Origin of the sequence: Paenibacillus sp. FSL L8-0333 (assembly GCF_037965665.1) — a bacterium.
Classification (GTDB): Bacteria; Bacillota; Bacilli; order Paenibacillales; family Paenibacillaceae; genus Paenibacillus_AQ; species Paenibacillus_AQ odorifer.
On the sequence record NZ_CP150186.1, the window covers coordinates 726,410 to 743,224 of the forward strand.

The following is a 16,815-nucleotide window of genomic DNA, read 5'->3' on the forward strand; positions in this document are numbered from 1 at the left end:
TCTATATAAGAGTCTATATAAGAGCCTTGAAGCTTAGGCGATCCTATGGAATGGAGTATTGTGGATGGAAGGGTTTGCGATCCAGATAAGGTAAACATGCCCTATATTTATATGCTCTTTTATGAGAAAATCAATCCAAATGATTTCTTAGCAACGGTGAAACACACTAATTCGGGAGCTGTTTTTCAGAAGGTATATGCTTTTGGCTGGACTAAGATGAATATAGGACGAGGTGAGGTTGGGACGATGATCAAGAGTACACGTGCGGCCGTAATGACTGTATTGATGCTGTTATTGTTTGTGCTTCCTGTAACAAGCATTTATGCAGAGGGGAATCTATTGCAGAACCCTGGCTTTGAGGAGGGGGGAGATGATGCGCCTTCTAACTGGACTAAGGATATGTGGATTTCAGGAGACAACTCAGGCCTACTTTCAATCCAATCGGAGGAAGTTCATTCCGGCAGCAAGGCGGCAGTCATTGAGAATATCGAACCCAATCATTTGAAATGGGTGCAGACGATTGAGGCTACGCCGAATAGTTATTATAGAATCTCTGGATGGATCAAAGTAGTAAGTACAGCAGGCGAGGGAATAGGCGCCAACATTCTTGCCGTTGGAGTAGGCGGGGGGTATCCCAGCGTAACTGATACGGCAGGTAAATGGCAGTATCTTGAATATATCGGCCAGACAGGACCGGAGCAGAAGTCATTTGGCATAGGCGCAAGTCTGGGCGGCTACTCTAGCTTAATTCAAGGTAAGGCTTATTTTGATGATTTTGCTGTAGAAAAATTAGACGCGGCTCCCGAAGGGGCTAACGTCATTTCGCTGGATAGTGCAGCGGTTAGTCCAGATGCAGGCGACAAAAAGGCAGACACTCCACATAAAGTATCTCCAACTAAGATGTTGCTGATCTCAGCGCTGTTTAGTGTGTTTTTTGCAGTGCTTTATACTAAAGCATTCCGTAGTGAGAAGCTTATGAAGCAGCCTGAGAATATTTATTCCAAATGGCTGAGTATTGCCATCGGAGTTGCTTTTATCCTGAGGGTGTGGATTGGTCTTACCGCGCAAGGATATCAGAATGATATGAATACCTTTATTTCTTGGGGACAGCGTATGGTGGATTTAGGTCCAGGCAAATTTTATGAAGAAGGTTATTTTGCCGATTATCCTCCAGGCTATTTGTACATATTGTACGTGCTTAGCGCCATACGTGGCGTTTTAGGATTCACTCAGGGCTCAGGTGGAGAGAATTTACTCTTCAAGCTCCCTGCGATTCTTTCTGATTTGGTGCTCGGCTACTTCATTTATCAAATGTCACGCAAAAAACTCGGCACAGGAATTGCTTTCGGCTTGATGTTGTTGTTTCTGTTTAATCCTGCGGTACTTATTAATTCAGCGGCTTGGGGACAAGCAGATTCGTTCTTTTTGATCTTCCTGCTGCTCAGTATCCACGGCGCTGCGAACAAAAAGTTTGTTCGCTCCGCAATTTTGTTTGCCTTAGCGACGCTAATTAAACCGCAAGCGTTGATATTCACGCCGGTATTGTTGTTTGCTTTTTATCATCACCGCGCTTGGAAGCAGCTTGGATTCGGAGCTTTGTATGGATTAGGGATCTTCGGATTGCTTGCGGCACCATTTTTCTGGAATAACGGAGGTCTGGTAGGGATTATTGATCTTTACAAGAGTACGTTATCTTCCTATCCGTATTCTTCAGTGAATGCATTTAATCTGTATGCACTGACTGATCCGATGTGGTCATCCCTTGATCTAACCTGGCTTGGCATTCCATACCGTGTATGGGGCTTCATATTTATTTTAGTGGCTGTAGCTGTTGCGGCATTTTATTCCTTTAAAAAGGATCGCTTGGACCTGACCAAATCCTATTTTATCGGCATGGTGCTTATAGTAGTGGTCTTTGTGCTTGGCACCAAAATGCATGAACGTTATATGTTCCCTGCTCTTATTCTTTGTTTGTTTACTTATATAGAAAGTCGGGACCGCCGCTTTTTATCGCTATTTCTCGGATTCAGCTTAACGCAATACATCAATGTGGCGTACACCTTATCCCACCTGAATGCAGATGTTAGCCCGGGTGCAGACGGAATCGTATTAGTGACTGCTATAGCTAATCTAGCATTACTGCTTTATATGCTGAATATCGGTTACGATGTGTATGTCCGCAAGGGTATAAAACCTCTTCCAGCACCAATTACACTGGAAGAACAATATGAAGAAGATTTGAGAGTTGTCGGGCAAATTAAACCGCATCAGAAGGGAGGGCGATCTAACGATGAAGTTTAAGCGTATAGATTGGATATGCCTAATAGCTATTACGGCCGTTTACGCAGCGCTTGCTTTATATAATCTTGGCTCTACTAAATCTCCAGAGACCTTATGGGAGCCTGCTGCCAGTGGTGAAAGCTTCTATGTAGATTTGGGGCAGAGTAAACCATTGGAACGGGTCAATATCTTTGGTGGCGTAGGCACGGGGAAGTTCAAGCTGGAATTCAGCGACAATCCTGAGGTCTGGAGCAGTCCGATGGATGTCAGTGAGGATGTCGGGAATGTCTTCATCTGGAAAAGCCAACCCCTGAACGTTACTGCGAGATATGTGAAGTTTACAGTTACCTCTCCAGGGTTCACTTTGAACGAAATGGCTTTTTATGAGCAGGGGGGGGGAAGAAAACCTCTTCCTATTGCCGGTGTGACACCGGATGCTAACGCAGTTCCTAAAAGAGGAGCAGCGGCCAATCTTTTTGACGAGCAGTCGCTCATTCCGGAATATTCTAACTTTATGAATAGCACTTATTTTGACGAGATCTATCATGCGCGAACAGCTTATGAATATACACACGGGATTGTGCCTTACGAGAATACGCATCCACCGCTTGGTAAGTTGTTAATTGCCATAGGGATGGAGCTGTTCGGGGTCAATCCATTCGGCTGGCGTATTATCGGAACCTTGTTCGGAGTTGCCATGTTACCTCTCATATATGTAATGGCGCTGCGTTTGTTTAAGAAAAGCAAATACGCCGCCCTCGCGGCAGGATTGTTTGCACTGGATTTCATGCATTTCACACAGACAAGAATCTCCACGATTGACGTATACGGAGTATTCTTCATTATGTTGATGTTCTATTTCATGCAGCGGTATTACACAATGAATTTCTACAAGCAGCCTTTGAGAAAAACATTAATTCCGTTATTCTGGTCTGGCTTATTCTTCGGAATCGGCGTAGCTTCGAAATGGATTGTGCTCTATGGAGGAGCAGGGCTGGCCATTATGCTGGCTATCTCCCTTTTTGAACGCTACAGAGAATACCAAGCCTCCGGACGCCTGCTGGCCGAGGGGAAGATTAAAGACAAGGAATTGCTGGGCACCTGTCGTGAAGCGGTAGATTCTTTTTGGAAAAAGACTATTATTACGTTGGCTAGTTGTATCGGGTTCTTTGTAATTATTCCAGTAATTATTTATAGCTTATCTTTTGTGCCAGGGTTATCTGCATCAGCAGAGGGCTTCACTATAAAAGGTTTGATTGATTCCCAAAAGAATATGTACAACTACCACAGTCAGCTTGTAGCTACACATCCCTTTGCTTCCTCATGGTGGCAATGGCCGTTTATGAAGAGACCGGTCTGGTTCTTTAGCGGCGGTGAAGGTTTGCCGGAAGGTCAGGTCAGCAGTATAGTGACTATGGGGAATCCTCTTATCTGGTGGACGGGTATTTTTGCGATGCTGGCAACGCTGTGGATTACGCTGAAACGTAAAGATAAGAACCTCTACATGATCTGGATCGCCTTCTTCTCGCAATATGTTCCGTGGATGCTTGTCCCAAGAGAAACATTTATTTACCATTATTTTGCTATGGTACCATTTATGATTCTTGGTATTGTATATATAATGAAGTTGCTGGATAGTAAATTCCCTGAGGCCCGTTACGTACAGTATGTCTATGTAGCCGTTGCTTTGCTGCTCTTTATCGCTTTCTACCCGGTACTGTCAGGGATGCAGGTGAGTGGAGATTACGTAAAGGATATGCTGCGTTGGTTCCCTACTTGGGTTTTCTAGGATTTAATAAAAATCTATAAAATAAGTTTATGCATGCAGCGTTATTATGAAGTGTAGATGGATGTAACGCTCCAAAAAGCTTGTAGGAGGAATAAAGGTGAAAGCCAGATATAGTGTGATTGTACCCATGTTCAATGAGGAGCAAGTAATTAGCCATACTTATGAACGTTTGAAAAAAGTAATGGACGAGTGCGGCGATACTTATGAGCTGGTCTTCGTCAATGACGGCAGTCGTGATCGTTCCGCCCAGATGATTCGGGAGATCTGTGAACGAGACGAGCATGTCAAGCTGATTGACTTCTCGCGTAATTTCGGACATCAGGTAGCGATTACAGCTGGCATGGACTATGCCGAAGGTCAAGCGGTTGTTGTTATTGACGCTGATCTTCAGGATCCTCCGGAGGTCATTTTGCAAATGATCGAGAAGTGGAAAGAGGGCTATGATGTTGTATATGCGAAACGCCTGAAGCGCCACGGAGAAACGATGTTCAAAAAGGTCACCGCGAAGCTCTTTTACCGCCTGCTCAGCAGTATGACAAGTGTGGATATTCCTACGGATACAGGCGATTTCCGACTTATTGACCGTAAGGTATGTGATGTCCTGCGGGGACTTAAAGAAAAGAACCGCTATGTCCGAGGTTTGGTGAGCTGGGTTGGCTTCAAGCAGACTATGGTGGAATATGAACGGGAAGAACGTTTTGCCGGAGAAACCAAATATCCGCTGAAGAAAATGATTCGTTTTGCGTTAGATGGCATCACCTCTTTTTCACATAAGCCGCTTAAGATTGCTACGTATATTGGATTCTTCCTTTCATTCTCTAGCTTTCTCTATTTATTTTTCGTCTTGTTTCAAAAGATATTTTTCACCTCCTGGACGGTTCCGGGCTGGGCTTCCATTGTAGGCGTCAATCTGCTCTTTAACGGTATCGTTCTGATGCTGTTAGGTGTGATTGGGGAGTATATCGGACGGATTTATGACGAGTCTAAAGATAGACCGCTATACATTGTTAGTGAGACTAAAGGCTACCAGAACGAAGAACAACTGGACCGCCGGAAGGACCACAATGATGTCAGATAAGAACTTGCGTGCTGCATTCATACAGTTCCTTAAATTTAATGCCGTAGGTTTGCTCAATACGCTTATTGATTTTGTGATTTTCACATTGTTGAATTCACTAGGGATGGTATACGCATTGGCGCAGGTGATCTCCTATAGTGCAGGTACGGCGAATAGCTTTATTTTGAATAAAAAAGTAACCTTTCGTGATCGCAACCGGGGGAATAAAGAAGGCTTCGACCGCGTGCAGCTGGTCAAGTTTATCGTGCTGAATCTGGTAGTGCTCGGAATATCACTGCTGCTAATGCATCTGTTGACAGACAGACTAGGTATTCAAGTCTTGATCTCCAAGGTGCTGGTTACCTTTATCACGGTGATCATCAATTTCTTTGGAAGTCGTAAATGGGTATTTTAAACATTAATTTCAGGCAGAAGGAGTTGCTATGCTTAAAGGCAAGTAGCTGTTTCTGCTTGATTTGTATATAACCATAGAAACAATATACGGAGGTGAATAACATTGCGTAAATTCTCCTATCTACTCATACTGGCTGGGATACTTATCATGTTATATCCGACAGCTAACGAATGGTACAACGACAGGCAGCAGGAGAAGTTATTAGAAACGGCTGAACTAAGCACTGCCGATAGTACTCCCCAGCCAGATTTGAAGAGCAGGTATGCTGAAGTTACTCAGCTGTTAGCAGAGGAATCGGTTCTGGATGCTCAGGCACAGTCCCAACCCCAAGAGACAGAAAAGCCTGAACCGGAGATTGAGGTCGGTGGCAAAGTAATCGCACTAATTGAAATCGGTAAGATTGATTTGAAGCTGCCTGTATTAGAAGGGGCTACAAAAGCTAATATGAAACATGCTGCAGCCCATATGAAAGAAACGGCACCCCTTGGAGAGATCGGGAATGCTGCAATCGCGGCGCATCGGGCTAGAACTACGGGTCGTTTGTTTAACAGATTGAATGAGGTTGTTGTGGGGGATGTTATCACGGTAAAGACTAGTGATCAGGTGTTTAACTATGAGGTATACGATATTTCTGTTGTAGATCCGAGTGATGTCTCCGTTCTTGACGGGAATGACAAGGATAAGATTCTTACTCTGATTACATGTGATCCGCTAGTGAATCCAACGCATCGGCTGATTGTTCATGCTAAATTAACAAAATGAGAATAGTGAATGACAAGAAAACACAAATACCGGGAGATATTTATAAAATAATGGGTAATCTAGTAAATTAGGTCTTGTTCACAACTATAAATATGATAGTATTATACTATGAAAGCTAAACACGATAACGGCAAACCTTCCGAAAGGTAGGGACGCAAAGCTAAAGGGCCTTTTCCCGAAAGGATGGCAGCCAGCTACCGAATGAAGAGGCTTTTTTTGTTTGTTTCAAATGGATTCTATCAACTATATCTAGTAAAGCTAGAACAGATAGAGCTTATACGATAACGGCAAACCTATCGAAAGGTAGGGACGCAAAGCTAAAGGGCCTTCCCGAAAGGATGGCAGCCAGCTACCGAAAGGAGTTTTATCCGTGAAAAAGGTTTATTTTATGCTGGTGGCGTTGTTCGTCCTAATGACTTCAGTTCCGGTAAGTACAGCTCAAGCTGCAAGTGCAGATGCCAGCTGGTTGATTACATCCAAAGTGGCTCAAGGTGTTATTGGTATTAACTATGATATTCCGAAAGATAAAAGAATCAAACTCATGATCACCAAAGATAACAGCAGCTATACTTATAACTTGTATGCTTCTGGACAAGCTGAGGACTTCCCTTTGCAACAAGGAAATGGGACTTATAAGGTTTCTGTTCTGGAGAACACAACCGGTAATAAATACAAAGCGTTATATTCCGAAGTAGTAGACGTAACCATGAGTGACTCGAATTCCGTATATTTGGGCTCCGTACAGAATGTGAAATGGAGTTCTTCTGATAAAGCGATTGTCAAAGCTAAACAATTAGTACAAGGTAAAACAACAGACGAAGAGAAAGTTAAAGCGATCTATAACTATGTAGTTGCGAATGTACAATATGACTACTCTCTTGCTAATAGTGTAACTACTGATTATATTCCAAGCATCGATAAGACATTGACTACTAAAAAAGGGATTTGCTATGATTACGCTTCTCTTTTTGCCGCAATGCTGCGGAGTGTAGATGTTCCTGCTAAGTTGGTAATGGGGAATACAAGCTACGTTACGCAATATCATGCCTGGAACGAAGTATTGCTTAATGGGAAGTGGGTTACCATTGATACTACAGTGGATGCAGGACTTGCAAAGAGTGATAAGAAAACCGATTTAATTAAAGCCTCAAGCAAATATACTGCGGCAAAATACTATTAAATTCGTCGCTATAAACATAACTCTATTAAATAAACAACTAGCTTAATTATTAAGCTAGTTGTTTATTTTTATATTAGGGGTTGCTTTTCTATTAATAGTTGGGGTATTATAGGTAAGCGTTGTTAGACAGCGTACAGGCGATACAAACGAGGCTGATAAAAAGCTTCGAAAAATAAAGCTTGCATTTCTGAAAACAACATGATATATTATAAGAGTTGCTGCTGAGACATTAAGCGGCGTCAACGAGAACTTGATCTTTGAAAACTGAACAACGAGTGAGTAGGAAATCACGCAAGTGAAATCCAAAATTAGAGAATTAATTTTCTCGTCAGATGTTTCAAAATGAGCATATCGCTCTTTTCAATACTAATTGGAGAGTTTGATCCTGGCTCAGGACGAACGCTGGCGGCGTGCCTAATACATGCAAGTCGAGCGGAGTTACTTTGAAAGCTTGCTTTCAAAGTAACTTAGCGGCGGACGGGTGAGTAACACGTAGGCAACCTGCCCTTCAGACTGGGATAACTACCGGAAACGGTAGCTAATACCGGATAATTTCTTTTTTCTCCTGAGAGAAGAATGAAAGACGGAGCAATCTGTCACTGAGGGATGGGCCTGCGGCGCATTAGCTAGTTGGTGGGGTAACGGCCCACCAAGGCGACGATGCGTAGCCGACCTGAGAGGGTGAACGGCCACACTGGGACTGAGACACGGCCCAGACTCCTACGGGAGGCAGCAGTAGGGAATCTTCCGCAATGGGCGAAAGCCTGACGGAGCAACGCCGCGTGAGTGATGAAGGTTTTCGGATCGTAAAGCTCTGTTGCCAGGGAAGAACGTCCGGTAGAGTAACTGCTATCGGAGTGACGGTACCTGAGAAGAAAGCCCCGGCTAACTACGTGCCAGCAGCCGCGGTAATACGTAGGGGGCAAGCGTTGTCCGGAATTATTGGGCGTAAAGCGCGCGCAGGCGGCTATTTAAGTCTGGTGTTTAAACCTTGGGCTCAACCTGAGGTCGCACTGGAAACTGGGTGGCTTGAGTACAGAAGAGGAAAGTGGAATTCCACGTGTAGCGGTGAAATGCGTAGATATGTGGAGGAACACCAGTGGCGAAGGCGACTTTCTGGGCTGTAACTGACGCTGAGGCGCGAAAGCGTGGGGAGCAAACAGGATTAGATACCCTGGTAGTCCACGCCGTAAACGATGAGTGCTAGGTGTTAGGGGTTTCGATACCCTTGGTGCCGAAGTTAACACAGTAAGCACTCCGCCTGGGGAGTACGGTCGCAAGACTGAAACTCAAAGGAATTGACGGGGACCCGCACAAGCAGTGGAGTATGTGGTTTAATTCGAAGCAACGCGAAGAACCTTACCAGGTCTTGACATCCCTCTGAATCTGCTAGAGATAGCAGCGGCCTTCGGGACAGAGGAGACAGGTGGTGCATGGTTGTCGTCAGCTCGTGTCGTGAGATGTTGGGTTAAGTCCCGCAACGAGCGCAACCCTTAACTTTAGTTGCCAGCAGGTAATGCTGGGCACTCTAGAGTGACTGCCGGTGACAAACCGGAGGAAGGTGGGGATGACGTCAAATCATCATGCCCCTTATGACCTGGGCTACACACGTACTACAATGGCCGGTACAACGGGAAGCGAAGCCGCGAGGTGGAGCCAATCCCATCAAAGCCGGTCTCAGTTCGGATTGCAGGCTGCAACTCGCCTGCATGAAGTCGGAATTGCTAGTAATCGCGGATCAGCATGCCGCGGTGAATACGTTCCCGGGTCTTGTACACACCGCCCGTCACACCACGAGAGTTTACAACACCCGAAGTCGGTGGGGTAACCCGCAAGGGAGCCAGCCGCCGAAGGTGGGGTAGATGATTGGGGTGAAGTCGTAACAAGGTAGCCGTATCGGAAGGTGCGGCTGGATCACCTCCTTTCTATGGAGAATCGTTCTCTGCAATGAGAACATTCAAATCGGAAGCTCAGCTTCCAAAACTCAGGTTTAGGCCTGTTACTCACTCGTTGCTCAGTTTTGAGAGTTTAAGCTCTCAAGTAAGACTTGATCCTTGAAAACTGGATACCGAAACGAATTTGCGTTTTAGAACATCTTTTAGCAACTTGTGCAAACAAGTAAATGTTATTAGTGAGATGATTCCAAAAGAGAATGTCATCGTATGATATTTTCCTGCGGAAAAATCAAGGTTAAGCTAATAAGAGCACACGGAGGATGCCTAGGCGCCAGGAGCCGACGAAGGACGTGGCGAACAACGAAACTGCCTCGGGGAGCTGTAAGCAAGCTTTGATCCGGGGGTGTCCGAATGGGGAAACCCAGCTGTGGTAATTCGCAGTTACTCATACCTGAATACATAGGGTGTGTAGAGGCAGACCAGGGGAACTGAAACATCTAAGTACCCTGAGGAAGAGAAAACAATAGTGATTCCGTCAGTAGCGGCGAGCGAACGCGGAACAGCCTAAACCTAAGAGCTTGCTCTTAGGGGTTGTGGGACGTCTCACATGGAGTTACAAAGGAATATGGTAGGTGAAGAGGTCTGGAAAGGCCCGCGATAGAGGTAAAAGCCCTGTAACCTAAACTGTGTTCTCTCCGAGACGGATCCCGAGTAGTGCGGGGCACGTGAAACCCCGTATGAATCCAGCAGGACCATCTGCTAAGGCTAAATACTACCTGGCGACCGATAGTGAAACAGTACCGTGAGGGAAAGGTGAAAAGCACCCCGGAAGGGGAGTGAAATAGAACCTGAAACCGTGTGCTTACAAAAAGTCAGAGCCCGATCTATGGGTGATGGCGTGCCTTTTGTAGAATGAACCGGCGAGTTACGTTTAACATGCAAGGTTAAGCCGAGAAGGTGGAGCCGCAGCGAAAGCGAGTCTGAATAGGGCGAATTAGTATGTGGACGTAGACCCGAAACCGTGTGATCTACCCCTGTCCAGGGTGAAGGTGCGGTAACACGCACTGGAGGCCCGAACCCACGTACGTTGAAAAGTGCGGGGATGAGGTGGGGGTAGCGGAGAAATTCCAATCGAACTCGGAGATAGCTGGTTCTCCCCGAAATAGCTTTAGGGCTAGCCTCGGTATAAGAGTAGTGGAGGTAGAGCACTGATTGGGTGCGGGGTCCGCAAGGATTACCAAGCTCAGTCAAACTCCGAATGCCATATACTTATTGCCGGGAGTCAGACAGTGAGTGCTAAGATCCATTGTCAAAAGGGAAACAGCCCAGACCATCAGCTAAGGTCCCCAAGTGTGTGTTAAGTGGGAAAGGATGTGGAGTTGCACAGACAACCAGGATGTTGGCTTAGAAGCAGCCACCATTGAAAGAGTGCGTAATAGCTCACTGGTCGAGTGACTCTGCGCCGAAAATGTAACGGGGCTAAACACACCACCGAAGCTATGGCTAGATACTATGTATCTGGGGTAGGGGAGCGTTGTGTAGGGGTTGAAGGTGTACTGAAAAGAGCGCTGGACACTACACAAGTGAGAATGCCGGTATGAGTAACGAAAAGATCAGTGAGAATCTGATCCGCCGAAAGCCCAAGGTTTCCTGAGGAAGGCTCGTCCGCTCAGGGTAAGTCGGGACCTAAGGCGAGGCCGAAAGGCGTAGTCGAAGGACAACAGTTTGAAATTACTGTACCACCGTAATCCGCTATGAGCGATGGGGTGACGCAGGAGGGTAGTGACGCGGACTGATGGATGTCCGTCTAAGCAGTGAGGCTGATGTGTAGGCAAATCCGCACATCGTTAAGGCTGGGCTGTGATGGGGAGCGAAAATTATAGTAGCGAAGGTCATGATCTCACACTGCCAAGAAAAGCCTCTAGCCAGGAGAAGGTGCCCGTACCGCAAACCGACACAGGTAGGCGAGAAGAGAATTCTAAGGCGCGCGGAAGAACTCTCGTTAAGGAACTCGGCAAAATGACCCCGTAACTTCGGGAGAAGGGGTGCCCCGGTAGTGTGAATAGCACGAGGGGGCCGCAGTGAAAAGGCCCAAGCGACTGTTTAGCAAAAACACAGGTCTGTGCGAAGCCGCAAGGCGAAGTATACGGGCTGACGCCTGCCCGGTGCTGGAAGGTTAAGGGGAGTGGTTAGGGGTAACCCGAAGCTATGAACCGAAGCCCCAGTAAACGGCGGCCGTAACTATAACGGTCCTAAGGTAGCGAAATTCCTTGTCAGGTAAATTCTGACCCGCACGAATGGCGTAACGACTTGGGCGCTGTCTCAACGAGAGATCCGGTGAAATTTTAATACCTGTGAAGATGCAGGTTACCCGCGACAAGACGGAAAGACCCCATGGAGCTTTACTGCAGCTTGATATTGAATTTGGGTACGATCTGTACAGGATAGGTGGGAGCCGTAGAAATCGGAGCGCAAGCTTCGGTGGAGGCGCCGTTGGGATACCACCCTGATCGTATCTAGGTTCTAACCTAGTGCCCTTATCGGGTACGGGGACCGTGTCAGGCGGGCAGTTTGACTGGGGCGGTCGCCTCCTAAAGAGTAACGGAGGCGTTCCAAGGTTCCCTCAGAATGGTTGGAAATCATTCGCAGAGTGCAAAGGCATAAGGGAGCTTGACTGCGAGACCTACAAGTCGAGCAGGGACGAAAGTCGGACTTAGTGATCCGGTGGTACCGCATGGAAGGGCCATCGCTCAACGGATAAAAGCTACCCTGGGGATAACAGGCTTATCTCCCCCAAGAGTCCACATCGACGGGGAGGTTTGGCACCTCGATGTCGGCTCATCGCATCCTGGGGCTGAAGTAGGTCCCAAGGGTTGGGCTGTTCGCCCATTAAAGCGGTACGCGAGCTGGGTTCAGAACGTCGTGAGACAGTTCGGTCCCTATCTGTCGTGGGCGCAGGAAATTTGAGAGGAGCTGTCCTTAGTACGAGAGGACCGGGATGGACGTACCGCTGGTGCACCAGTTGTTCCGCCAGGAGCATGGCTGGGTAGCTACGTACGGACGGGATAAGCGCTGAAAGCATCTAAGCGTGAAGCCCCCCTCAAGATGAGATTTCCCAATTAGTAAGACCCCTTGAAGACGACGAGGTAGATAGGTTGGAGGTGGAAGTGCAGCAATGCATGGAGCTGACCAATACTAATCGGTCGAGGGCTTATCCTATACTTAGAATGCAGATTCGTTTCGGATTCAGTTTTCAGGCATCAAGCCTGAAATACGCTTAGAAATTCATTGTCACTTCTGGTGATGAACCGAATTTCACGCGGCAGCGTCTGTTTCACAGACGCATGTTTGGTGGCGATAGCGGAGGGGTTCCACGCGTACCCATCCCGAACACGACCGTTAAGCCCTCCAGCGCCGATGGTACTTGGACCGAAGGGTCCTGGGAGAGTAGGACGTTGCCAAGCACACGAAGCCATTGTTGATTTATCAACAATGGCTTTTTTGTTCCCTTTATCGCTTAATTTAAATAATGTGGATAAGTTATGGGGAATTAACGAAATTATAAAAGTTACTAACATGTGGATGAAATAATAAAATATATTCAAAAATGAAAGTAGTCCCCAATTTATGTGGATAGAGCAGTGGTATATGTGGATACTTCAAGTAAATGCAAGGATATTTTGCATGGCAGGAGGATAAACAATGGACAACAGTAGCAATCTTGTGTGGATAGAAGATTTTTCTGTACATGCGAGCGACACGGATTATCGTTCGCAGGGTAAGTTATCCTTTATTCTGGATATCATGCAATGTGCGGCAGACTTCGCAGTGGGTAATTTGGGGATAAGTGTGGAAGAGATTCTGAATGCAGGAATGGGCTGGATGATGATTACGTTAGATCTTGATTTTAAGCGTATTCCCCGCCCAAATGATGTGCTTAGCGTACATACCTGGAGTAAAGGCACTAAAGGGGCACTGTGGCAACGGGATTATCGTATTTTCGATGCAGATCATATAGAAATCGCCACAGCACGATCCATATGGGCTTTAGTAGATATTGAGAAGAGAAAGATACTTAGACCGAATGCCCTTCCAGTTCAGGTTAAGCACTATAATGGCGATTCAGTAGGCGATATGCCTGTTAAGGTAACGATCCCTTCTGATATTACTATGGAAGAAGCTTATCGGTATCAGGTAAGATATAGTGGGCTGGATAGCAACGGACATTTGAATAATGCCCGATACGGGGATTTATGTTGTGATGCGCTCACTTTAGCGGAATGGGATAATGCAGAGTTCACACGCTTCCGGATTACTTATCTACAAGAAGCTAAGTTTGGGGATGAACTGACTATTTTACGTTCAGCTGTAACGGATGATGGTATATATGTACGCGGTCAGAATAGTGATACTGTGTATTTTGAAGCATGTATAGCGTTAAAAAGTGTCAAATAGTACGAATAAGTAAGTAATTTATAAATATGGAATATTATTATAAAAGCGATTTCTCCGAACATCAATCGGGGCAATCGCTTTTTTTATTGAAAACGGATGATGTTTCTAACATATTTGGAAAATTTTTTTGAGCCTGTCACAATTAAAGGGATCACATTCGTTATATAGTTGTAGTCAATAACAAGGAGGTGATTCTTTGGAACGTCGCAGCCCCGGGGTCCAAGTGAATCAAACAATAATTGAAGAGGCTATCGATCAGGTTCTTGCGGGTAACCGCGAAGCCTATAGAACTATAATACAAGCCTATGAAAGAAAGATTTATACGTATTGCTATTATATTTTGAGAAGTCATGAAGAAGCAGAGGATGCTGTGCAAGATATATTTGTAAAAGTGTATCAGGAACTCAGACGTTATGAGAAACGAGTCTCTTTTAGTGCATGGTTGTATAAAGTGGCCTATCATCATTGTCTGGATCAGGTTCGCAAACGCAAGCGAAGAAACCGTCTGTTGTCGCTATATAAAGAGCAGCAGCCCAAAGCCTATTATAATCCTAACGATGAGGAGCCATTGCAGAAGTTATTTATGGATGACCTGACAGCCGAAGAGAGCAATCTCCTGATTCTTAAGGTGGTTGAGCAGTACAGCTTTGAAGAAATGGGTCAGATTATGGATTGTAATTCAGCTACTTTACGCAAGAAATTTGAACGTCTACGCAAAAAGTTAGTCCGGCAAAGAATGAATGAAGGAGGCAGCCCTCATGGAGAAATGGCAAGATCGAACTGAAAGTCAGAAGATGGAGCACATTCGTCAAACATTCCAAAATCATGAAATGCCGGTAGACAGTTTCAGCGATTCAATTATGAAGCGAATAGGAGACGAGGGAATGGAAAAACGAGCGTCAAGAAAGAATGGAAATAAGTTTCTGAAAAAATCATTGGTGGCTGCCTCGGCAGCAGCAGTGTTGGGTGCGGGGATAATCGGTAGCGGATTTGTATCCCCGGTCATGGCTGAAACATTGAAGCAGATTCCTGTTGTAGGAAGTATTTTTAAGGGGATTGACGATAAAGGTCTAAATGCTGCTGAGGAAAAAGGATTATCTACTGCCCCTAACCAAAGCGTTACCCATGATGGAGTGACCTTAAAGGTTACCGATGCCTATTATGACGGCTCGCGGTTGGCTTTTGCGATTGAACGGGAAGGCATTGATAATGATAAGATGATGGCTGAGATGATTATTGAACCGATTGAGTTCGATCCATCGCTAACAGAACAACATGCGAAAGTGACAATGAACCAGTCCGAAAAAGGGTTGTTGGGTTCAGCAGAAGTGAAATTGCCGAATGGGAAAAAACTGGAGAGCCAAATGTCATCTTTTGGTGATGTTGAGGGAAAAAAGAATGCTATTTTATACGATTACAGAAATCTAAATAATATAGAGGCTTTGGGGGATGAATTTGAATTAAGCATCAGTGTGCCGGTTACACAAATTGCAGAGCCTTTTGTAATCAAGGTGCCGGTGAAAAAAGTAACGGAAGGAATTATCAAGCTTGATCTGAACCAAACAAAAGAGGCAGAAGAATTCAGTTATACGATTACCAAGCTGGAATTAACTCCAGCCACAAGCAGATTACAGCTCAGCGAAGAAGGTAAAGCGCCAACTGTGAAAGAAAAGGATGGATACACAACCTCTGAAATGTTCTATGAAATTGTTGATGAACTAGGCAATGCGTTCTCATCGGGTGGGTCATTTAACTTGCCAGCTATAGTCTATCCTTTGGTAGACAAAGATTTCATTCCGTTCGCGCAAACACCAAAGACAATTACAGTTAAGCCGTTTACTTACTCCATTGATGAAAACCATAAAGCATTAAGGGATGAAGAAGGAAAACAAGTTAAACATTATTATCCGGAGCTTGAACAAACGATTCAGGTGGAGCAAAAGTAACTATTAATTCCATAAGCAAAAAGAAGCCCGTGTCTGCATAGCAGATACGGGCTTTTTGTTAAAAATGAGAATTTATAAGCTACAAAACTATAATATCTTTATATTTCTAAGAGTAACGGTTGTCATCTATAAAAGACGACAACGTAGTCTTTTCTTGTAAAAAATCTAACGGAATGTAGATTTCACTCACCGAGTTTTCGTTATCTGGTCCAAGGTACAATTCACCATAATATTCCAATTCAAATGAAATGGACATCCTGTATTCTGTTTTCGGCAGCCAGATTCCGTAGATATATTTATAGGTAGAAGGGATACCACAAGAGCGGCCTTTATGGATGAATTTCAGATAACGTATGGGTGGTAAGATCTGAAGGGGGAAAGTCTGATTGTGGTCTGCTTTTATAGGACTAAGTTCGCAGGCACACATGATCGAAAACCCATTACTCTCATAGTCATCTGGCCAGAAGCCAAGCTGATAATATTTTTCAGGCTGTATTCTATCCGATATAGTGGCTACCTTATTGAAAAGCAAAGGCCAAGTATCAGAAATGACGGAGAAATCATGGTCTACTTTAACTACAGGTCCTTGAAGTATAATTTCCCCGAAATCAACGAGCTGGGGGGAGAGATCACTATCAGAAAGGAATTGAAGTAGATCCTGTTCATATAGTCTAGAGAGCAAAGGGAGTTTCGTTTCAGTAAGTCTTTTTCGAACAAGAGAGGGAGTCGTGTGCAGCATTCTTTTGAAGGCACGGGTAAAGGTCTCATAGTTACTAAAGTTATAGTCTAATGAGATGTCCTGGAGTGAGCGCTCTGGCATTCTATGAATGTCCAAGGCTGCTTCAGTGATTTTGCGTCTGGCTATATAGTCGCCGGGTGCTATCCCAGTGACTGCTTGAAATAGACGGGTGAAATGATAAAGGGAGTATCCCATTTCTTTGGAGAGGACAGCTACAGGAAGAAACGTGGTTAAGCGATCCTCAATGAGATCTAAGGCTTGAATGATTAGTTGGCGATTGTTCAAGAGATGTCCTCC

The 16,815-nt window shown here is 45.2% G+C and carries 10 protein-coding genes, 3 rRNA genes and 2 riboswitches; of the genes, 12 read left to right on the plus strand and 1 reads right to left on the minus strand.

Annotated elements, in window-relative coordinates; all coding sequences use genetic code 11:
- Positions 1 to 45: 45 nt before the first annotated feature.
- The 12 genes from NYE72_RS03185 (at position 46) to NYE72_RS03240 (ending at position 15,779) form a co-directional block, all read left to right on the plus strand.
- Positions 46 to 2,301, plus strand: coding sequence for a glycosyltransferase 87 family protein (locus NYE72_RS03185; RefSeq protein WP_339211270.1), 2,256 nt, complete (start codon positions 46 to 48; stop codon positions 2,299 to 2,301).
- Positions 2,291 to 4,069 (plus strand): phospholipid carrier-dependent glycosyltransferase, encoded by a 1,779-nt coding sequence (locus NYE72_RS03190; RefSeq protein WP_038568641.1) that lies wholly within the window; start codon positions 2,291 to 2,293, stop codon positions 4,067 to 4,069. The genes NYE72_RS03185 and NYE72_RS03190 overlap by 11 nt, the downstream gene beginning before the upstream one ends.
- Before the next feature lie 97 nt (positions 4,070 to 4,166).
- Positions 4,167 to 5,147, plus strand: a complete 981-nt coding sequence (locus NYE72_RS03195) for a glycosyltransferase family 2 protein (protein ID WP_038568643.1) — start codon at positions 4,167 to 4,169, stop codon at positions 5,145 to 5,147.
- Positions 5,134 to 5,541: a GtrA family protein gene (locus tag NYE72_RS03200; RefSeq protein ID WP_036679899.1), complete on the plus strand. Its 408-nt coding sequence runs from the start codon at positions 5,134 to 5,136 to the stop codon at positions 5,539 to 5,541. Before NYE72_RS03195 ends, NYE72_RS03200 begins: the two co-directional genes overlap by 14 nt.
- A gap of 102 nt (positions 5,542 to 5,643) precedes the next feature.
- The gene (locus tag NYE72_RS03205) at positions 5,644 to 6,303 is read left to right on the plus strand and encodes a class D sortase (protein WP_254924609.1); all 660 of its coding nucleotides are present in this window, start codon (positions 5,644 to 5,646) and stop codon (positions 6,301 to 6,303) included.
- 119 nt (positions 6,304 to 6,422) lie between these two features.
- Positions 6,423 to 6,505, plus strand: a riboswitch (cyclic di-GMP riboswitch).
- Positions 6,506 to 6,579: 74 nt separating this feature from the next.
- Positions 6,580 to 6,660: riboswitch (cyclic di-GMP riboswitch) on the plus strand.
- A gap of 13 nt (positions 6,661 to 6,673) precedes the next feature.
- Positions 6,674 to 7,483, plus strand: coding sequence for a transglutaminase-like domain-containing protein (locus tag NYE72_RS03210; protein ID WP_038568647.1), 810 nt, complete (start codon positions 6,674 to 6,676; stop codon positions 7,481 to 7,483).
- A gap of 367 nt (positions 7,484 to 7,850) precedes the next feature.
- Positions 7,851 to 9,408, plus strand: a 16S ribosomal RNA gene (locus NYE72_RS03215).
- A 263-nt stretch (positions 9,409 to 9,671) separates the two neighbouring features.
- Positions 9,672 to 12,597 (plus strand): 23S ribosomal RNA (locus tag NYE72_RS03220).
- A gap of 128 nt (positions 12,598 to 12,725) precedes the next feature.
- Positions 12,726 to 12,842, plus strand: a 5S ribosomal RNA gene (gene rrf / locus NYE72_RS03225).
- Together the 16S, 23S and 5S rRNA genes form the textbook arrangement of a ribosomal RNA operon.
- A 238-nt stretch (positions 12,843 to 13,080) precedes the next feature.
- Positions 13,081 to 13,833, plus strand: a complete 753-nt coding sequence (locus tag NYE72_RS03230) for an acyl-ACP thioesterase domain-containing protein (protein ID WP_076148044.1) — start codon at positions 13,081 to 13,083, stop codon at positions 13,831 to 13,833.
- 196 nt (positions 13,834 to 14,029) lie between these two features.
- Entirely contained in the window at positions 14,030 to 14,617 is a 588-nt protein-coding gene (locus NYE72_RS03235; protein WP_076128449.1) for an RNA polymerase sigma factor, read from the plus strand.
- Positions 14,592 to 15,779: a DUF4179 domain-containing protein gene (locus tag NYE72_RS03240; RefSeq protein ID WP_076128451.1), complete on the plus strand. Its 1,188-nt coding sequence runs from the start codon at positions 14,592 to 14,594 to the stop codon at positions 15,777 to 15,779. Before NYE72_RS03235 ends, NYE72_RS03240 begins: the two co-directional genes overlap by 26 nt.
- A 106-nt stretch (positions 15,780 to 15,885) precedes the next feature.
- Here the strand turns inward: NYE72_RS03240 and NYE72_RS03245 are convergent, their stop codons facing one another.
- Positions 15,886 to 16,803: an AraC family transcriptional regulator gene (locus tag NYE72_RS03245; RefSeq protein ID WP_339211274.1), complete on the minus strand. Its 918-nt coding sequence runs from the start codon at positions 16,801 to 16,803 to the stop codon at positions 15,886 to 15,888.
- Positions 16,804 to 16,815: the final 12 nt, after the last annotated feature.